A 19,461-nucleotide genomic window follows, 5' to 3' on the forward strand; every position below is an offset into this window, starting at 1 on the left:
GTGGGCGCAGCAAAATCCGGGCACAAAAAAAGCGGATGATTGCTCATCCGCTTTTTCGTTTCTATTTGAGCTTACGCATTATCACGCGCCAGCTTTTGTGCCGATGAACCACTAACAAAACACATCACGACTAGCGCGATAAAGGTTGGCAGGATCCAGCCCAGGCCGACTCCAAACAGTGGCAAACCTTCGAAGAAAGAGACATCCAGACCCACCACTTTCGCCGCATCAATCAGCGCGAACAGGAAAGCAACCAGAGTCACCACACGAAACCCCATCATCGGATTAGCCAGTTTACTACGCACAAAGGTCAGCAGAACCAGCGCAATCGCGACCGGATACAGTGCCACCAGCACCGGAATCGACAGCGAAATCAGTTGCGACAGACCAACATTGGCCACAATCGCACACGCGACACCGACAATGATCACCCAACTGCGGTAAGAGAGTGACGTCAGTGAACTGAAGTATTCCGAACAGGCCGAGATTAGACCAATTGCGGTGGTCAGACAGGCCAGCAGCACAATCGCGGACAACACAATCTGGCCATACGGGCCAAACAGGGCCTGCACGTACTGGCTGAGAATATAACCGCCGTTATCGGCACCAGCGGCCACGGTAGCACTGGTCGATCCAAGGTAGAACAGCGAAGTATAGACAGCGGCCAGACCAAACGCGGCAATAAAGGCAGAGCTAATCAGATACTTGGTGGTTGCACGCGCCTCAGTAATGCCTTTATTACGCAGCGCATCGACAATCAGCATGCCGAACATCAGTGCCGCCAGGGTGTCCATGGTGTTGTAGCCTTCCAAAAAGCCTTTGGTAAACGGCTGGGTCGCATAAGGACCTGAAGCCGGCATCCACTCACCCTGCGGATCAATAAACACCGCAACAGCCAGCACAATCAGACCAATGAAAAGTGCCGGAGTCAGCAACTTACCAATCAGATCAATCAGGCGGCCCTGGGACCAGGAGAAGAACATCGCGATCAGGAAGAAGACAATCGAGAAAATAGTCAGGTGCAGTTGGGTTGCTTCAGCAAACAGCGGACTGACCGCCATTTCATAAGCCACCAGACCGGTACGCGGCGCCGCAAAAGCAGGACCAATGATGATAAAAATCAGCACCGCAATCAGAGCAGCAACCTTGCTCGGCAGATCTTTGGCCAGATGCTGCCAACTACCGCCGGCAATGGCGACAGCAATGATCGCCAGCAGTGGCAGGCCCACTGCCGTTAACAGGAATCCACCCATGGCAGGCAGCAAATGCTCACCCGCTAACTGGCCCGCCAACGGCGGAAAAATGATGTTACCAGCGCCCAAAAAGAACGCGAAAAGCATAAAGCCTAAAGCGGCAATATCTGTTAGTTTTAACGTCTGCTTCACAGATAACCCTTAATTATTAATGTAATGAACGTTGTGTATGCACTGGTTAGAATATCACCATTCTAACCACCAGCAGGGGGCGAATAATGACGAAACAGGTCGTTTTTGGCAAGTATAACGACCAAAACGAGAGATTAATTCAAACCTAAAATCAAAAAGCAGCCATTAACACCTTTATACAAAAATTAAGCAGAACAATATTTTAATAACAGACAGAAAACCCGACTCACCAGGCAGAATAAAACACCAAACATTTAAGTAACACTAGTTATAATTACTTCAACCAATGACGCATTCGATACATTAATGAAAAGCAGCACATTACAAACTAAAGGCTTCAGATTTAAGCAATTTGACATTCAGGGCGGGCAAAGTGGCATGCCGGTCAGCACCGATGGCGTGTTACTCGGCGCCTGGGCATTGCGCGATACGCCGCAGCGCATTCTGGATATCGGTACCGGTACCGGTCTGCTTGCGCTGATGTGTGCGCAACGCTTTGAGCAGGCACAAATAACAGCCGTGGATATCGACACACACGCGTTTGCAGCCGCCAGTCATAATGTTACCAATTCCCCCTGGGCTGCACGTATCCGTGTTGTTCAGCAGGATATCCTGCAGACGGATCTTGAGGATCTCTTTGACGGCATCATCTGCAATCCCCCCTACTTCAACAATGGTCAAACCGCACAGCACAGCCAGCGTGCCACCGCCAGACACACCGACAGCCTGAGCCACAGCGCGCTGATTGAGGCATTGTCGCGCCTGCTCAGCGCCAATGGCCGCGCGGCTTTGATACTACCGCTGGTTGAAGGCGAACAATTTATTCAGTTGGCCCAGCAACGCGGCTGGTTTGTGGCCCGACGCTGTGAGGTTCGCCCATCACCACGCAAACCTGTACACCGCTTACTGTTTGAGCTACAAAAGACACAGTGTGACGGCCAGTTCAGTACATTAACCATCCAGGAATCTGATGGTTACAGTGCCGACTTTATTGCCCTTACCCGGGCGTTTTATCTGAAGATGTGAAAATTAAAGATGTGATCTGACTGACGATCCATCTATAATGTGCGCCCTTTAAAATAGACTGATAAACCCAGCGCTTGCGGAGAAACCACAGTGATTAAAACCTTTGCTGACCTAGAACTGGATCCAAATCTTCTTGAAGCCATTGAAGAAATGGGCTTTGAACGCCCAACACAGGTCCAGGCTGAAGCCATTCCACTGGCCCTGGACGGCAAAGACGTACTGGCTTCTGCGCCAACCGGTACCGGTAAAACTGCCTCTTTCGTGATCCCGGCGCTGCAATATCTGCAGGACTTCCCGCGTAAGAAAGCCGGCCCGGCCCGGGTTCTGATTCTGACCCCAACCCGTGAACTGGCCATGCAGGTCGCCGATCAGGCGCGTGAACTGGCCAAGTACACCAAGCTGAATATTTTCACCATTACCGGTGGTGTGCAGTATCAGGAGCACGCCGACATTCTGGCCACCACTCAGGATATCGTCGTCGCAACTCCTGGCCGTCTGCTGGAATACATTGAAGCTGAACGCTTTGACTGCCGCGCGATTGAATGGCTGGTACTCGATGAAGCCGACCGGATGCTGGATATGGGCTTTGGCCCTGCCGTTGATCGTCTGTCAGCCGAATGCCGCTGGCGTAAACAGACGCTGCTGTTCTCAGCCACGCTGGAAGGACGCGGAGTGGAAGGCTTTACTGCCGACCTGCTCAAGAACCCGGCAGAAGTGAAGGCCGAGCCGCCACGCCGTGAACGCAAGAAGATCGCACAGTGGTATCATCGCGCTGACGACATGGCGCATAAAGTGGCGATGCTGAAAGTGATCCTGACGGAGCAGTCTGAACGCGCGATTGTGTTTTTCAAAACACGTGAACGTCTGGCAGAAATTCGTGCCTTGCTGGAAAGTGCGCAAATTGACTGCTCGTGGATTCAGGGTGAAATGCCGCAGGAGCGCCGTAACAATGCTATCAGCCGCTTCCGTGACGGCAGCGTCAACATCCTGCTTGCCACCGACGTCGCAGCCCGTGGTATCGATGTGCCGGATGTCAGCCACGTGATCAACTTCGATCTGCCACGCAGTGCTGACGTATACCTGCACCGTATCGGCCGTACCGCTCGTGCCGGTAAAAAAGGCATCGCCATTTCACTGGTGGAAGCTCATGACCAACCAATGATGAATCGCGTCGCTCGCTACATCAAAGAAGACATCAAAGAGCGCTACGTTGACGGCCTGCGCCCGACACATAAAAAGCCGGTGTTTAAGAAAAAGAAAAAAGACGACAAGAAAAAAGCAGCAGTGAAAAAAAGCGGCGATAAAAAGAAAAGCCCTAAAGCGAAGAAGAAAAAATAACAACGCCGCTAAATGGTCTTGTTAAACGATCTTGTTAAACAATAAAAAAGCCGATGCATGCATCGGCTTTTTATTGCTCGTTCCTCATCAACCAGATGCCCGGGCCATCACCCGGGCAGGGCTCAAGCGATTAGTGCTCGCGTGTCGCGCGGAACGTAACTTCAGGGAAACGTTCATGGGCCAGGTTAAGGTTCACCATGGTCGGCGCGATGTAAGCCAGGTTGTCACCGCCGTCGAGGGCCAGGTTACTCTGGTTTTTACGTTTGAATTCTTCAAACTTCTTCACATCATCGCACTCTACCCAGCGCGCTGTTGCAACGTTGACACCTTCGTAAATCGCTTCCACGTTGTACTCAGATTTCAGACGTGCAACCACGACATCAAACTGCAGCACACCCACCGCACCCACGATCAAATCGTTGTTCTGCAGTGGACGGAATACCTGTACCGCACCTTCTTCCGACAGTTGAACCAGACCTTTCAGCAGTTGCTTCTGCTTAAGTGGATCTTTAAGGCGGATACGACGAAACAGTTCCGGTGCAAAATTGGGAATACCGGAGAACTTCAGCGCTTCACCCTGAGTAAAGGTATCACCAATCTGGATGGTACCGTGGTTGTGCAGACCGATAATATCACCGGCAAACGCCTCTTCAGCACGCGCACGGTCACCGGCCATGAACGTCACCGCATCCGAAATGCTGACCTGCTTACCGATACGGACATGGTTCATTTTCATGCCCTGTTTATAAGTACCTGATACGATACGCATAAAGGCAATACGGTCACGGTGCTTTGGATCCATATTGGCCTGGATCTTAAACACAAAGCCGCTGAACTTCTCTTCTGTCGCTTCCACTTCTCGCTCATTAGCCTGACGTGGTAATGGCGATGGTGCCCACTCAGTCAGACCATCCAGCATGTGGTCAACACCAAAGTTACCCAGAGCAGTCCCAAAGTAAACCGGGGTCAGTTCGCCGCTGAGGAACATCTCCTGGTCAAACTCATTCGATGCCCCCAGCACCAGCTCCAGCTCGTCACGCAGCTGCGCGGCCAGATCGGCACCTACCTGCTCATCCAGCTCAGGGTTATCCAGGCCTTTAACAATGCGCTCTTCCTGAATCGTGTGCCCCTGACCGGTCGAGTACAGAATCGTCTCATCACGGTGAATGTGGTACACACCTTTGAACTCTTTACCACAACCAATCGGCCAGGTAATCGGCGCACACAGGATTTTCAGCTCGTTTTCCACTTCATCCAGCAATTCCATCGGATCACGGATGTCACGGTCAAGCTTGTTCATGAAAGTGACGATCGGCGTATCACGCAGACGGGTCACTTCCATCAGTTTACGGGTCCGATCCTCAACACCTTTCGCTGCGTCGATCACCATCAGACAAGAGTCCACCGCGGTCAGGGTACGGTAGGTATCTTCCGAGAAGTCTTCGTGCCCCGGAGTATCGAGCAGGTTAACCAGCGCATCACGATACGGGAACTGCATCACGGAGGTGGTAACTGAGATACCACGCTCTTTTTCCATCTCCATCCAGTCGGATTTGGCATGTTGGGAAGAACCACGTCCTTTAACCGAACCTGCGGTTTGAATAGCGTGTCCGAATAACAGCACTTTTTCAGTGATGGTTGTTTTACCCGCATCCGGGTGCGAGATAATAGCGAAAGTACGGCGTTTCGATACTTCGCCCATAAAAGGTGATGTAGACATGAAAAGGATCTTCTGTTGATGCTAAAGCGCAGAACGATGCCGGCCCTTAGCCTTGCGGTTAACATTTTGGCGGTATTGTCCCTGATCTTAGCGCACGGAGCAACTTTAAGACACCGACAACGATGCCGGAGTGATCAGGACTGATGAACACAAGGCATTTTTGTCGCCGGGTCTCGAATAAAAGCTGAGTTTTCACTTTAACATTAATATCTGCGCCAGAATGGGCTATAACTGATAAAACAAACAGGAAAATCCAAACTCTATGACCCGATTCAGACAAATTCACTCGCTTGCCTTCCGTCAGGCCAAGACCGTATTTATGGTTTCGGTTTTGCTTGGCTTGTGTTTCAGTCTTTACCAAGCGGGAATCGAGTTTCATCAGGAGCAGCAGCGCATTAAGCAACACTACCAGGTTAAGCTGCAACAACACTATGATAATGCCAGTCAGGCCGCCTATCATCTTAATCATCTGTTGGCAGAACAGGTCGCCACCAGCCTGATGGCTGATAATGCTGTCGTCCGGGTGCAACTGGTGGATGACTTTGGTGACGACCTGACCCGCATGGAACAACGCAGCGCCGTGGCTGAGCCCCTGGTGAGATGGCTGGCCCCCTACTTCACCCCGGATCCGCCTCTGTTCAGCCGCCAGTTATACCAGCCGGGTACCGAGGTTCTGGTCGGCACACTGACCTTTGAGGTCGACGGCACCTCCATCGCTCGGGACTTTATTGCCAAAATCCGCCGTGTACTGCTGTTTGATCTGCTGCGCAATATACTGCTGACATCCATTCTACTGGTGTTTTTCTACCGCAAGCTCTCCCGGCCGCTGACCCAGTTGATCGAGTGGGTTCGTAACCTGCCCAACCGTTCTCATACCAACCTGTCGCTGCCCGCCTTCGAGCAGGAAAACGAGATCAGCGAACTGGCCTCTTCGTTTCATTCGTTATGGCGTGAACGCGAGCAGGCTGAAACGAAACTGAATCAGTTGGCCTACTATGACAATCTGACTGGTCTTGCCAACCGCAGTCTGCTGCTGCAGATGCTGACTAAAGCGATCGAACAGGCTGAACAGCACCAACACAATGGTGTGCTGTTTTACCTCGATCTGGATCGCTTCAAAACCATCAATGACTCGCTCGGCCATACCATAGGCGATCGTATGATCACAGCCATTGCCACCCGGCTGCGCGCCTGGGCCAAACAGGATTACATCTGTGCCCGCGTCGGCGGAGATGAATTCGTCGTACTGATACCAGCGCTGGAATCACAGCAGGTTGAAGCGGTTGCGCGCCAGTTGCTGGCGTTGATTTCTAATCCCTATAATGTCGATAATCATCAGCTGTATTGCTCGGTAAGTATCGGGATTGCAACCTTTGCCTCTTCCGGCCATAACAATATCGATGTACTGCGCCAGGCCGATACGGCTCTGTATCGGGCTAAAGTCAGTGGTCGCGGCAAGTACGTATTCTATGAACCAGAAATGCGGGCCCAGGTCGAATCCTTCCTGCAAACCGAAAAAGGGCTGCACGAGGCACTGAATCACCATCAGTTCGAGCTCTACTATCAGCCCCAGCTCAATACGCAGCATCAGATCATCGGGGTCGAAGCGCTGATACGCTGGCATCATCCGCAAAAAGGCCTCCAGGCGCCAGGCCTGTTTATGCCGGTCGCCGAAGAGACAGGGCAAATCCTGCCGATAGGGAACTGGATCATCGAGCAGGCCTTTTATCAGTATGCACAGTGGAAAAAAGCCGGCGTTCTGCCCGCCGAATTTCGTCGTCTGGCGATCAATATCAGCCCACTGCAGTTTGCTCAGGAATCTTTTGTCGAGCACATTAGTGAGGCACTGCAGCAAGCCGGGATCAGCGGAGAGCATATTGAGCTGGAAATCACCGAAAACCTGCTGCTGGAAAATGTTGCTGGTGCGGTGGAAAAAATGCACCGCCTCAAAGAGAGCCAAATCAAGATCTCGATTGATGACTTTGGCACCGGGTATTCGTCACTGCGTTATCTGAAACATCTGGCGGTCGATGTGCTGAAAATTGACCGCTCATTTGTGACCCAGCTTCACCTGGATGATAACGATCAGGCGATCGTGGATACCATCATCATGATCGCTCATCGTCTCGGTCTGGAGGTGATCGCGGAAGGGGTGGAGGATGTGTTTGAGCTCAATGCTCTTAAGCAGCTTGGTTGCCAGCAGTTCCAGGGTTTTCTGTTCGATCAGCCGTTACCGGCCAGTGTGATCACCCAGCGTTTTGCCGACAACCATTATCAGTCATTGTTAGAGCATGCTCTGGAAGCCGCTCAGAGCGACGTGTTCAAACAAACGGGTAACTCATGATGATCGCGTCTTCACGCCCTTTCGCGGTCGGATAGTAGTTTACCCGCCGATCGATATCATTAAAGCCAAGCTGACAATAAAGCTGATAGGCGCGCTGGTTGCTGTCGCGAACCTCCAGCCAGGCACTTTCCGCTCCCGCTTGCTCGCACATCTCGAGAAAATGCTCCATCAGCTGACGACCATAACCTTTGCCTTGCTGCTCAGGCGCAACCGCAACATTAAGCAACGTCACTTCTCCGACAATATTCTGGGCATAAAAATAACCCACCACTTGTTGCTCAACCAGCATCACCTGATGACAAGCACCGCGGCTTGCCACATCACCGATCATGGTTTGCGACCATGGGTGGCTATGCGCGGCCTGTTCAATACGATACACATACTGCACATGTTCGGCAGTTAAAGGGACAAACTCAATAGTCACGATGTCGGTGCTCCGTAAGCACAAATCTGCTGCCACAGATCGCGGCGATGCTGGTTGTTACCGGCGATAGCACGCAGTAACGGCGAGACCAGACGTTTGGCGGCAATCTCAGGTGTGGCATCACAACCGGCAAACCAGATCCATTCCAATGCGGATAAATCCAACTGGGCCAGCTGATGGGGATAAACATGTCTGGCCTGATCCAGACTGACATGAAAGCTTTTCAGTACCCGCGCAAACAGCGCGCAGTCTTGCGCATCCGGAAAGGTTTCACACACCAGCAATAAACGGCAACCGGCGTACAGCGGCTGTAACGATGGCTGAAAGCCGGCCAGTCGCTCGGGATGAACCAGTTCCCAGGTCTGAATGCCCATCGCCTGAAGATAATGCTGTTGCTCAAACATGAATGTGTGCCCGTCAAATGAATGCTCGCCATGCTAACAAACTTGGCTCAGGCCGCTCAAGCAGGAATGCATGAAATGAAGTTAAAAAACGGGAGCCAGCGGCTCCCGTTATCTGTTGTCGTGCAAGTGCGGACTTTCGCTTTAATCCAATTCCGCGAACTCTGCACAGTATTCAATCAGTCCTTCGCGGCCCTGGAGTTCGTTTTCCCACAGAGAGACTATCTGGAAATATTGCTCATGCGCCGGCCATTGACAGTGAAAACCCAATGGGGCCGCAGAATCAAAGCCCAATCGCCCGTAGTAGGCCGGATCCCCCAGCACCACACACGCCGGATAGCCCAGTTCGCCCAACGATGCCAGGCCTTCACGCACCATCTCGGCACCAATTCCCTGACGGCGACAGGACGCTTTGACGGCAAGAGGCGCCAGCCCCTGCCAATTGAGATCTTCTCCGTTGAGCGTGACCGGGCTGAACATCGCATGGCCTATCACTTCACCGTTATCATCACACGCGACCAGTGACAGAGTGCGATGACCATTTTCCCGTAACGCCATCACCAAATTGGCTTCAGCTTCTGTGTCAAACACAGACTTTAACAGGCGGTCGACCGCCAGAATATCTGCTGGAGCCTCAGTTCGAATAAGCATTCACTACCTCATTTTGTGTATTGGGCGTTTGCATGCCTTTATGCACAAAATCGGCCAAATGTTGAAGTAAAATTTGTCCCGCTTTAGGTAATTGTTGCAAATCCACACTATCCATCAAATTTTTGACTTCCAGTCCGAGTTCAGTATCGCCTTCAATCAGCAGACGGCGCTGAAAGAATAAAGTGTCCGGATCTTCTTTGCGTCCCGCGATTAAAATCAACTCATTCAGGTCGCCACTGAAGCTGACATCTTCATGTTTGACGTTATCTGCAACAATCAGACGTTCATTCTCAAAACTGATAAACCAACGTAGATCCAGATCACAAATCTCAATTTTGAGCCACTTTCCTTGCAGAAACTCAAACTCGCCGTCCTGCAGAGCTTCATGGAAAACCCGTTGCAACACCTGTAATAAGGCGTTTTTTTGTACTGAGTGAGGTAATAAATCGATCGGAGATCGCAAAATTGAAGCAGCATTTTGAACCAGTTGGGTGCGAATCTTGTTAATCACGCGAAATATCCGTTACTTTTTATGCAAGAATGGCGCAATCATAATGGATATAATTGCAGCAATTCCTGTTATACATCAAAAAAACCCACCGCCCGGGGAGCTTTCCAGTAACAGGAATCAAAGTTATAGTTAAGGTTTCTTGTCAAAGTAACACATTCAATGAATAGTACGCGCTATGGACAGTTGGTAGTATCTTGATGCTTTCGCACATGCCTTCGCAAAATATACAGCACTGGTTTGCAAAAATGACGTCGAATAGTCCGTTCTTTTTTGCTTTGCTCGACCATCAACATAAGTATGTGCTGGTCAACGAGCGCTATTGTGACATCGCCGGACTACCGTCTGCAGAACTGGTAGGGATGGATGACGTTCAAGTATTAGGCGAGCAGTTCTATCAACATCTCAAACCCTACTATGAACGTGCGTTTAATGGCGAAAACCTCGAAGCGGAAGTGACGCTGCATGAGCTGGATCTGGAAACCAGTCTGCACTTTTCCCTGTCGCCGATCAGCAATGACAATCAGATTGAATACATTGTTTTCCACGCCATCGATACCTCAGAAAAGCAGATCCTGATCCGCTCTCTGGAAGAGTCGGAAAATAAATTCTCTACCCTCACCGCCCTGCTGCCGGATGGCTTACTGTTGGTGGAAGAGGATTGCATCATTTCCGCCAATCCGGCTTCAGCTCGTTTACTCGGTTTTGACACCGCCACCGAATTACTCGGCGAAGAACTGTCGCGCCTGTTTGTCGATGAGAAAACCAAAGCCGTCTTTAATACACCACTCGGACTGTTGCTGTCAGAAGCGCCGCTCAGTTGCCTGACCGGGCCGCGCTGCGGCTTTGAACGTAAGGTGCAGCTCAATGCCAGTCCGACCCGATTACTGGGCAGCCATTCGCAGCTGATCCTGATTCAGGATGGCGATCAGGTCAGTAAACAGTTGTCTGCTACCACGCAGACAGACCTGCATATCGACACTCTGACCGGGCTGTCTAACCGTCTCGGCTTCACCAAGCGCCTTGAGCAGCTTATTCACAATGATACCCCGCTGGTGATGCTCTATCTCGACATTGATAACTTTAAAAACATCAATGATTCGCTCGGCCACCACATTGGTGACAAGGTGATCAAAGAAGTCTCCTCCCGCCTGAAACGTCTGGTTCCGCCCCATGCGGTCCTCGGCCATCTGGGTGGAGACGAATTCGGTCTGATCCTGCCGCAGCCAGAGAATAATCGCTCCGCCGACCTGCTGGCAGAACGTATCATTGCGCTTATCAACCAACCGTTTGACCTGCACCATTTCAGTAAGCGCCTGGCCTGCTCTATCGGCAGCGTGCACTATCCCGGCGATGGCAACGATGCGCGTGTCCTGCTGCAAAACGCCGATACGGCGATGTATGAAGCCAAAGACCGCGGCCGTAACCGTTTGATCAAGTTTAACGATCAGATGAACAAAGAAGCGCGGATGCGTTTATGGCTGGAAATCGAACTGCAAAAAGCGTTGCAGCAAAATGGTCTGGAAGTGTGGTATCAACCTAAGGTTAACGCGCGTGATTTCAGCATTAATGGCGCAGAAGCACTGGTACGCTGGAAACACCCGGTTGAAGGCTACATCAGCCCGGGCGCCTTTATTCCCGTGGCTGAAAAAGCCGGCCTGATTGAGCATTTAGGCCGGGTGGTGATGCGTGAGGTATTCGCCACAGTGAAACGCTGGAAACAACAGGGCATCCTCCCTGGCCGGGTGGCAATTAATATCTCCCCTGAGCAGTTTGGTAACCCACAGCTGATTGATTACCTGGAAAAATTACTGCGCACTACCCAACTAGACCCAAACTGTATTACGTTCGAGCTGACAGAAAGTGCGGTAATGAGTGACAGCGAACATACCCTGCAAATGCTCAATGCGATAAAAAAACTCGGCTTTGCCCTGTCGATTGATGACTTTGGTACCGGCTATTCTTCTTTAGCCTACCTGGCTCGTTTTCCAATCGATGAGCTCAAAATTGACCGTGCCTTCATCGCCGATATTGACACTCTGCCAAAGCAGGTCACAGTGATTGAAAACATCATCAATCTGGGTAAATCACTGAATCTGACCGTAGTGGCGGAGGGGGTGGAAACCCAACCACAGGCCACCCTGCTGTCGAATCTCAATTGCCATTCAATTCAGGGCTTTCATTTCTACCGCCCGCAGCCTCGCCATGAAGTGGAAGAACTGTTCTCGCAAAATCGTCGCCACCGGCCGCTGACCAAATAAGCCCTCGCGCCCAGGCCGGCGGTTGAGGTCTGCAGCAGGCTGCACTCTATACCTGCGCACGCTACACCGCAGCGACCGTACCGCAGCAGAAGCATACCTCAGCGGACAAGTGACTGATAGCGGTACAGATATTTACCCCGAATCGCCGCAAACCTGCCCTACATCAAATCCGTCGGCGCTGTTTGCGCCTAAAATGCCGGTTCTTTTCCTTAGCAAACAGACCTGAGCAATGGAACTTCTCTGTCCGGCAGGCAACCTGCCAGCCTTAAAAACGGCCATTGACTGCGGTGCCGACGCGGTATATCTCGGCTTCAAAGACGATACCAACGCCCGCCACTTTGCCGGCCTCAACTTCAGTGGTAAAAAACTGGAAAAAGCCAGCCAGTATGTGCATGACCACGGTAAAAAAATGCACATCGCTCTGAACACATTTGCCCATCCGCAAGGGTTCGAACGCTGGACCCAGGCGGTGGATCAGGCGGCCTCTCTCGGCGTCGATGCGCTGATTATCGCCGATGTTGCACTGCTCGATTACGCCGCAGAGCACTATCCGGGGATTGAACTGCACCTGTCAGTACAGGCTTCAGCCACTAACGTCAAAGCGATTGAATATTACCATCATCATTTCAACGTCAAACGCGTGGTGCTGCCACGGGTCTTGTCGATTCATCAGGTGAAGCAACTGTCGCGCACCGTACCTCAAGGGGTCGAACTGGAAGTATTCGCCTTTGGCAGTCTGTGCATCATGTCAGAAGGGCGTTGTTATCTTTCATCTTACCTGACCGGTGAGTCACCCAATACGGTCGGGGCCTGCTCGCCGGCCAAATATGTGCGCTGGCAACAGACCGATAGCGGTCTTGAATCGCGCCTCAACGAGATCCTGATTGACCGTTATGCCGATGGGGAAAATGCAGGATATCCGACCTTGTGCAAAGGCCGTTTTCATGCCGACATTGACGGCCAGACCAAACGCTATCACGCGCTGGAAGAGCCCACCAGCCTCAATACCCTGGCCATGCTGCCCCAGCTGTTTGCCGCTAATGTCGCTTCGGTCAAAATTGAAGGTCGTCAGCGCAGCCCGGCTTATGTCGAGCAGGTCACCCGCACCTGGCGCGCCGCCATTGATCGCTATCTGGCTGCCCCTGAGCGCTATCAGGTCGACAGCCAGTGGGAGAAAACATTAGCCAATGTCTCGGAAGGCTCTCAAACCACACTCGGTGCTTACCACCGTCAATGGCAGTAATTACAAGGAGAAAGCATGAAATACGCATTAGGCCCGCTGCTTTACTTCTGGCCCAAACAAGACGTCGAGCAGTTTTACCTGCAGGCCAGTAGCAGTGAAGCGGATATTATCTACCTGGGGGAAACCGTCTGTTCCAAACGGCGTGAACTCAAGCCGCAGCACTGGTTGGAGATAGCCACCCAACTGAATCGGGCCGGCAAGCAAGTCGTACTGTCGACCATGGCACTGCTGGAAGCACCGAGTGAAATTAAAGTCATGCAAAGCTATGTCGATAATGGTGACTTTATTATTGAAGCCAATGACATGGCGGGTATTTCGCTCGCCAGTGAGAAAAGAATGCCTTTTGTGGTCGGACCGGCGATCAATACCTATAACGCCCACGCGCTCAAACTGTTTCTCAAACAAGGCATGATGCGCTGGTGCATGCCGGTTGAGTTATCGCGCCAATGGCTGAGCAATACTTTGCAGCAGTGTGAAACGCTGGGTATCCGCGGTCAGTTTGAAGTGGAAGTGTTCAGCCATGGTTACCTGCCGCTGGCTTATTCTGCGCGCTGCTTTACCGCCCGGGCCGAAAACCGCGCCAAAGATGAGTGCCAGACCTGTTGCATCCGCTATCCGACCGGCATTCAGGTCGCCAGTCAAGAAGGCCAGGCCGTGTTCAACCTTAATGGCATTCAGACCCAGTCCGGCTACTGTTACAACCTGATTAATGATCTGCCACACATGCAGGGCCTGGTCGATGTCGTCCGCCTCAGTCCGCTCGGGGAGGAAACCTTTCGTCACTTAAGCCGCTTTTGTGCCAATGAGCAGGGCCAGAATCCGCAACCACTCGAGCATTATCAGTGTAACGGCTACTGGCACCAACTGCCCGGATTGGCGGTCGAAATAGCGTAATACTTATTCCATCTGACATTGGTTCAGCCTGACTCTCTTACACCGGCAGCAGATTCATGCGCCGCAGGCTACGCCACAGCATCACGGCAACCACCAGGCTGAGCGCCAGATTGGAGAGCGGAAAGGCCAGCCAGACACCGGTCATGCCCCATAATTTAGGCAACACAAACAGAAACGGCAGTTGCAGCACGATATTGCCTATGGTGACAAACATGGCTCGGTTACCCTGATTCGTGGCCTGGTAAAACGCCGCGCACACCACCAGAAAGCCATCCAGGTACAGAGCGGACAGATGCAGCGTCAGCGCGAAAGAGGCCCCCTGCAGCAAGCGGGCGTCATCAGAGTTAAAGATACTGATGACCTGTTCGCTAAACAGATTGAGCAGTAAAACAAACACCATGCCACCTAGCACCGCGACACTCATCGCCAGTTTTAACAGCCGGCGCAGATTGTCATTTTGTCCGGCCCCATAATAAAAACTGGCCAGAGGCTGCATGCCGCTGGCAATGCCTTCGGCCGTGAAGTAATACACCACTATGATATAGCCGAGCATGGCATAAGCCCCGACCAGTACCGCATCTCCGTAGTGCATAATCACACTGTTATGAATCGCCACCATGATAGCGCCATAAGCATACATAAACAGGCTCGACGCGCCGATGTGCAGCATCTTGGGTACATATTGCCAGTCAAATCGCAGGCTGGCACGGGTCAGACGCATATTGGCTCTGCGGCTGAAAAAGTAGCTCATGCCGAGCACACTGACCACCATCTGAGCGACAGCTGTGGCTATCGCCGCGCCGGTCAGCTCCCAGCCAGCCACGGCAATCAGCACATAATCGAGCACGATATTGATCAGCGCCCCTAGCATCATCAGTAAGGTGGCCAGATTCGGGCTGTCGTCATTACGCAGTAAAAACGGCATCGCAATTGAGCCCAGGCTGAACACACAACTTAACATCAGCACCTGCAAGTACTGTAAGCCAAGCTGCAGTACCTGCCCCTCGATACCCTGCCAGCGCAAGAAGTCTTCAGCCAGCCACCACAAAACCGCCGCGACACAAGGTGCCAGAACAATCAAGCTCATCAGGCCGGTGGCCAGAATGCGCCTGGCCTGCTCGATATCCCCTTCCCCCTGCCGGATCGAAGCCAGAGCGCCGCATCCGACGCCCACCATCATACCAATGCCGAGTGTGGTACCAATCACCGGCCAGGCGACATTGATTGCTGCCAGGCCAGCAGCACCGATGTAGTGACCGATAAAAATCCCATCCACCACCTGATAAAGGCCGTTGACCAGCATTGCCGCGACTGTCGGCACGGTAAAACGTAAAAACTGACGCAATACAGACATCGCCCCTCTCCTGCTGCCATTTTAGTTAGTCAAGCTAACCAATAAATAAAGCTTACCGTAGCGCCTTGCTCAGTAAAACGTCCAAAAACACCGCTTCTTCATCACTGAGGTGACGGGAGATCTGAGTTGCCAGACGCTGATACACCTTGGCTTCCGATTGCAAGGACAGCAACGCAGCATCAGTCAGGCTAAAACGGTGCACGCGGGCATCTTCACTGCAGCGCTGGCGACAAACCAGACCTTTGCGCTCCAGGCGCTTTATCATGGCCGAAGCCGAAGGCTTAGTCACTTCCATCTGGGTTGCCAGGTCGGTCAGTCGCATCGGCTCGCTTCCGCCCTGCAATACTTTTAAATAGTCGTACTCATTAAAGCTCAGCTGAGCTATCGGATCTTCTTTGCTGTACTGCCGCCATACCTTGGCGGAAAAACGTTCCAGCTTCTCCAGATTGACATCTAAACTCATACATTGCCCATTTAGTTAGCTTGACTAACTATTATTGTGCCAATATTGCTGTAAAGTGGCAATAAAAAAGCTGCTTATCTAAGCAGCTTTAACAAGGTGACACTCTAACGTTGTGCACTAGGATTGCGGCTGTGCCTGCTCCTGACGAGCTTCACGTAATTGCTGATAGATGCGCCCCAGCTCGATGAAAGCATAACGATGTTCAACGTACTCATAGACATTGAATGAAATCGCCAGCTTATACAGTGAAATCGCCTGAGCCAGTTCCCCTTGCATCTGGTAACGCTTGCCGAGGTAAAAATAAGCTTCAGTCAGATGCTGTGCCAGCAGGGTGTTGTCACGAGTAGCACTCAGCACAGCTTTAAACGCCCGCTCTTCTGACACATCACCCAGCATCAGACCGGCCAGTACCCAACCCCACTGTTCATCGTGCTGCTGATAACGGGTCATCAGCTCATCATAAGCATGCTCAGGATCGAGATCACTCTCGATGATGTACATCCATAAGGCACGAAACGGATCATTGGGATCCTGCTGATAGTGCTTGGCAATTTCTTCCAGTGCTAACTCAGGACGATCACCGTAGTAGAGCGCAATCGCACGATTACGCTCGGCGTAATAATTGCCGGGATCCAGCTCCAGAGTAGAATCAAACGACTCGTACGCCGCATCAAACTCGCCCGCTTCGGTGTAATACACGCCCAGCAGGTTAAAGATATCCGGCTGAGCAGGGTTGAGTGACAGAGACTGAGTAAAGTCGAGACGCGCTAAATCTCTCAGACCAACACTGTCATAATAATTACCACGCTCAAACAACATTTTAGCCCGCACCTCATCACTGAGATCCGGTCGCTGCAGCAGTTGAGTTAAACGGGCAATCTGCACTTCCTGCTGGACACTCGGCTGCAAAGGAATCGCCATCGGCGGATACACCCATTGCGTGGTCTGTGACGAAGACTGAGAAGCACAGCCTGCCAAGAGCAGCAGTGCGGCACTGATCGTTGCGGTTCGAAACCATTTCACAAATCGATACTCCTGTTGATCCCGCATTCTGGTTCAAAAAGAAACAGATAAAAAAAGGGAGCGAATGACGCTCCCTTTATACCATGCTTTTACGCTAAAAAGCGAAAACGACTCGCCTTTACCGCAGACTGTGAAGCTTATTCAGCTTCAGGTGCTGCTGGCGCTTGTTCAACTGATGCTTCTACCGCTTCTTTCATGCTCAGACGTACGCGGCCCTGACGGTCGATTTCCAGTACCTTAACTTGTACTTCCTGACCTTCCGACAGGTAGTCAGATACTTTCTCAACACGCTTGTCAGCGATTTGAGAGATGTGAACCAGACCATCTTTACCAGGCAGAACTGTCACGAATGCACCGAAGTCCGCCAGACGCGCAACTTTACCGGTGTAGATACGGCCCACTTCAACTTCAGCCGTGATCTCTTCGATACGACGAATGGCTTCTTTCGCGGCTGCACCTTCAGTGGCTGCGATCTTGATAGTACCGTCATCTTCGATTTCAATCGTTGTACCGGTTTCTTCAGTCAGCTGACGAATTACCGCACCACCTTTACCGATCACGTCTTTGATCTTCTCCGCGCTGATCTTCATGGTGTGAATACGAGGAGCGAACTCAGAGATATCATCGCGAGCACCAGAAATAGCCTGATCCATCACAGACAGGATGTGCTTACGCGCACCTTGTGCCTGGTTCAGAGCGATCTGCATGATTTCTTTCGTGATACCTTCGATCTTGATGTCCATCTGCAGTGCAGTGACACCAGAGTTAGTCCCTGCTACTTTAAAGTCCATGTCACCCAGGTGGTCTTCATCACCCAGAATGTCAGACAGAACCACGAAGTCATCGCCTTCTTTCACCAGACCCATTGCGATACCCGCAACAGACGCTTTAATTGGCACACCAGCATCCATCAGAGCCAGAGAAGTACCACATACCGATGCCATTGAAGATGAACCGTTTGATTCAGTGATTTCAGAAACCACACGTACAGTGTACGGGAATTCATCGATGGAAGGCATCACTGCAGCAATACCACGTTTCGCCAGTTTACCGTGGCCGATTTCACGACGCTTAGGTGAACCCACAAAACCAGTTTCGCCCACACAGTATGGAGGGAAGTTGTAGTGCAGCAGGAAGTGATCTTTACGCTCACCAGTCAGCTCATCGATGATCTGTGCATCACGCTGAGTACCCAGAGTCGCAGTAACCAGCGCCTGAGTTTCACCACGGGTGAACAGTGCGCTACCGTGAGTACGTGGCAGAACGCCGGTACGTACATCCAGAGCACGAACCATGTCTTTTTCACGGCCATCGATACGTGGGTTGCCCGCGATGATGCTGCGACGTACTACGGTTTTTTCCAGGTCGTGGAAAATAGTGTGAATTTCTTTTGGATTCAGAGTTTCGTCTTCAGCCAGAAGCTTCGCGTTTACGTCAGCACTGATGGCATGGATACGGTCATAACGCGCCATTTTCTCAGTGATTTGGTAAGCTTCAACCAGTTGGCTTTCAGCCAGCTCGGCAATTTTCGCTTTCAGCTCAGTATTTTCAGCTGGTGCTACCCAATCCCATGCCGGAGTCGCTACTTCAGCAGCGAATTCGTTGATCGCGCTAATCACAGCTTGCTGTTGATCGTGGCCGTAAACCACAGCAGACAGCATTTCTTCTTCAGTCAGGTTGTCTGCTTCAGATTCAACCATCAGTACTGCTGATTCCGTACCAGCAACAACCAGGTCAAGGCGAGATGACTGCAGTTCAGTCTGGCTTGGGTTCAGTACCAGTTGACCATCAATGTGACCAACACGCGCTGCACCGATAGGACCGTTAAACGGAATACCTGAGATAGCCAGTGCCGCAGAAGTACCAATCATGGTCACGATGTCTGGCTGCACATCCGGGTTTACAGAAACCACAGTGGCAATAACCTGAACTTCGTTTTTGAATGAATCCGGGAACAGCGGACGGATAGGACGGTCAATCAGACGTGCAGTCAGCGTTTCGCCTTCAGAAGGACGACCTTCACGCTTGAAGAAACCACCAGGGATTTTACCCGCAGCGTATGTACGCTCTTGGTAGTTCACAGTCAGAGGGAAGAAATCCTGACCTTCTACCGCTTCTTTTTTACCAACAACACTAACGAATACCGCTGTGTCATCCATAGTAACCATTACTGCAGCAGTCGCCTGACGCGCCATTACACCGGTTTCCAGCGTCACGGTGTGGTTACCGTACTGGAACGTTTTTACTACTGGTTTTTCGAACATGAGTTTTCCTTTTCCAGGTTAAGCCTGGATAAATAAATGAAGACTCAAAGCATCACCAATCGCGACTAGTGAAAACAGACTGCGCAAGGCCAATCCATTTTTAATAGCCGCGACCTGTTGGCCGACTTACGGTGACTGTAATGCAATGAGTTTTAAGCAATC

The 19,461-nt window shown here is 51.6% G+C and carries 16 protein-coding genes; 6 read left to right on the forward strand and 10 right to left on the reverse strand.

Going from position 1 to position 19,461, the window contains the following annotated elements; translation table 11 throughout:
• Positions 1-71: 71 nt before the first annotated feature.
• Positions 72-1,385, reverse strand: a complete 1,314-nt coding sequence (brnQ, locus tag J0X00_RS09175; RefSeq protein WP_136486234.1) for a branched-chain amino acid transport system II carrier protein — start codon at positions 1,383-1,385, stop codon at positions 72-74.
• A gap of 306 nt (positions 1,386-1,691) precedes the next feature.
• Between brnQ and J0X00_RS09180 the strand changes: the two genes are divergently transcribed.
• Positions 1,692-2,411, forward strand: a complete 720-nt coding sequence (locus J0X00_RS09180; RefSeq protein WP_282477950.1) for a methyltransferase — start codon at positions 1,692-1,694, stop codon at positions 2,409-2,411.
• A gap of 90 nt (positions 2,412-2,501) precedes the next feature.
• On the forward strand, positions 2,502-3,749 hold the full coding sequence (gene srmB / locus J0X00_RS09185; RefSeq protein ID WP_282477951.1) for an ATP-dependent RNA helicase SrmB: 1,248 nt from the start codon (positions 2,502-2,504) through the stop codon (positions 3,747-3,749).
• Positions 3,750-3,879: 130 nt separating this feature from the next.
• On the opposite strand, the gene prfC is transcribed toward srmB, so the two are convergent.
• A complete protein-coding gene (gene prfC, locus J0X00_RS09190) occupies positions 3,880-5,469 on the reverse strand; it encodes a peptide chain release factor 3 (protein WP_136486228.1) in 1,590 nt (529 codons plus the stop codon).
• A gap of 262 nt (positions 5,470-5,731) precedes the next feature.
• Between prfC and J0X00_RS09195 the strand changes: the two genes are divergently transcribed.
• Positions 5,732-7,813, forward strand: coding sequence for an EAL domain-containing protein (locus J0X00_RS09195; protein WP_282477952.1), 2,082 nt, complete (start codon positions 5,732-5,734; stop codon positions 7,811-7,813).
• Here the strand turns inward: J0X00_RS09195 and rimI are convergent.
• The 4 genes from rimI to J0X00_RS09215 all read right to left on the reverse strand — a co-directional run bounded on the left by rimI (position 7,791) and on the right by J0X00_RS09215 (position 9,800).
• Complete coding sequence (gene rimI, locus J0X00_RS09200) at positions 7,791-8,237, reverse strand: ribosomal protein S18-alanine N-acetyltransferase (RefSeq protein WP_136486224.1); 447 nt, start codon at positions 8,235-8,237, stop codon at positions 7,791-7,793. The two genes, J0X00_RS09195 and rimI, sit on opposite strands and share 23 nt — an antisense overlap.
• On the reverse strand, positions 8,234-8,641 hold the full coding sequence (locus tag J0X00_RS09205; RefSeq protein ID WP_282477953.1) for a DNA polymerase III subunit psi: 408 nt from the start codon (positions 8,639-8,641) through the stop codon (positions 8,234-8,236). The genes rimI and J0X00_RS09205 overlap by 4 nt, the downstream gene beginning before the upstream one ends.
• 141 nt (positions 8,642-8,782) lie before the next feature.
• Complete coding sequence (locus J0X00_RS09210) at positions 8,783-9,289, reverse strand: N-acetyltransferase (protein WP_218562727.1); 507 nt, start codon at positions 9,287-9,289, stop codon at positions 8,783-8,785.
• Complete coding sequence (locus J0X00_RS09215; protein ID WP_282477954.1) at positions 9,273-9,800, reverse strand: SCP2 domain-containing protein; 528 nt, start codon at positions 9,798-9,800, stop codon at positions 9,273-9,275. The genes J0X00_RS09210 and J0X00_RS09215 overlap by 17 nt, the downstream gene beginning before the upstream one ends.
• A gap of 209 nt (positions 9,801-10,009) precedes the next feature.
• Between J0X00_RS09215 and J0X00_RS09220 the strand changes: the two genes are divergently transcribed.
• The 3 genes from J0X00_RS09220 to J0X00_RS09230 all read left to right on the forward strand — a co-directional run bounded on the left by J0X00_RS09220 (position 10,010) and on the right by J0X00_RS09230 (position 14,195).
• The gene (locus J0X00_RS09220) at positions 10,010-12,058 is read left to right on the forward strand and encodes a bifunctional diguanylate cyclase/phosphodiesterase (protein WP_282477955.1); all 2,049 of its coding nucleotides are present in this window, start codon (positions 10,010-10,012) and stop codon (positions 12,056-12,058) included.
• A 229-nt stretch (positions 12,059-12,287) separates the two neighbouring features.
• A complete protein-coding gene (locus tag J0X00_RS09225; protein WP_282477956.1) occupies positions 12,288-13,301 on the forward strand; it encodes a peptidase U32 family protein in 1,014 nt (337 codons plus the stop codon).
• Positions 13,302-13,316: 15 nt separating this feature from the next.
• The gene (locus tag J0X00_RS09230) at positions 13,317-14,195 is read left to right on the forward strand and encodes a U32 family peptidase (protein WP_136486212.1); all 879 of its coding nucleotides are present in this window, start codon (positions 13,317-13,319) and stop codon (positions 14,193-14,195) included.
• A 37-nt stretch (positions 14,196-14,232) separates the two neighbouring features.
• Here the strand turns inward: J0X00_RS09230 and J0X00_RS09235 are convergent, their stop codons facing one another.
• The 4 genes from J0X00_RS09235 to pnp form a co-directional block, all read right to left on the reverse strand.
• Positions 14,233-15,549: an MATE family efflux transporter gene (locus tag J0X00_RS09235; protein ID WP_282477957.1), complete on the reverse strand. Its 1,317-nt coding sequence runs from the start codon at positions 15,547-15,549 to the stop codon at positions 14,233-14,235.
• Between the two features lie 52 nt (positions 15,550-15,601).
• Complete coding sequence (locus J0X00_RS09240) at positions 15,602-16,012, reverse strand: MarR family transcriptional regulator (RefSeq protein ID WP_282477958.1); 411 nt, start codon at positions 16,010-16,012, stop codon at positions 15,602-15,604.
• A gap of 117 nt (positions 16,013-16,129) precedes the next feature.
• Entirely contained in the window at positions 16,130-17,035 is a 906-nt protein-coding gene (gene nlpI, locus J0X00_RS09245) for a lipoprotein NlpI (RefSeq protein WP_256612483.1), read from the reverse strand.
• Positions 17,036-17,172: 137 nt separating this feature from the next.
• Positions 17,173-19,299: a polyribonucleotide nucleotidyltransferase gene (pnp, locus tag J0X00_RS09250; RefSeq protein ID WP_282477959.1), complete on the reverse strand. Its 2,127-nt coding sequence runs from the start codon at positions 19,297-19,299 to the stop codon at positions 17,173-17,175.
• Positions 19,300-19,461: the final 162 nt, after the last annotated feature.

Source organism: Vibrio sp. ABG19 (assembly GCF_029962385.1).
Classification (GTDB): Bacteria; Pseudomonadota; Gammaproteobacteria; order Enterobacterales; family Vibrionaceae; genus Vibrio; species Vibrio ostreae.

Bases quoted from the DNA above. Each gene is read 5' to 3' on its own strand.
- J0X00_RS09180 (WP_282477950.1), top strand. From the start codon at position 1,692: ATGAAAAGCAGCACATTACAAACTAAAGGCTTCAGATTTAAGCAATTT.
- prfC (WP_136486228.1), bottom strand. From the start codon at position 5,469: ATGTCTACATCACCTTTTATGGGCGAAGTATCGAAACGCCGTACTTTC.
- J0X00_RS09195 (WP_282477952.1), top strand. From the start codon at position 5,732: ATGACCCGATTCAGACAAATTCACTCGCTTGCCTTCCGTCAGGCCAAG.
- J0X00_RS09205 (WP_282477953.1), bottom strand. From the start codon at position 8,641: ATGTTTGAGCAACAGCATTATCTTCAGGCGATGGGCATTCAGACCTGG.
- J0X00_RS09210 (WP_218562727.1), bottom strand. From the start codon at position 9,289: ATGCTTATTCGAACTGAGGCTCCAGCAGATATTCTGGCGGTCGACCGC.
- J0X00_RS09220 (WP_282477955.1), top strand. From the start codon at position 10,010: ATGCCTTCGCAAAATATACAGCACTGGTTTGCAAAAATGACGTCGAAT.
- J0X00_RS09225 (WP_282477956.1), top strand. From the start codon at position 12,288: ATGGAACTTCTCTGTCCGGCAGGCAACCTGCCAGCCTTAAAAACGGCC.
- J0X00_RS09230 (WP_136486212.1), top strand. From the start codon at position 13,317: ATGAAATACGCATTAGGCCCGCTGCTTTACTTCTGGCCCAAACAAGAC.
- J0X00_RS09235 (WP_282477957.1), bottom strand. From the start codon at position 15,549: ATGTCTGTATTGCGTCAGTTTTTACGTTTTACCGTGCCGACAGTCGCG.
- J0X00_RS09240 (WP_282477958.1), bottom strand. From the start codon at position 16,012: ATGAGTTTAGATGTCAATCTGGAGAAGCTGGAACGTTTTTCCGCCAAG.
- pnp (WP_282477959.1), bottom strand. From the start codon at position 19,299: ATGTTCGAAAAACCAGTAGTAAAAACGTTCCAGTACGGTAACCACACC.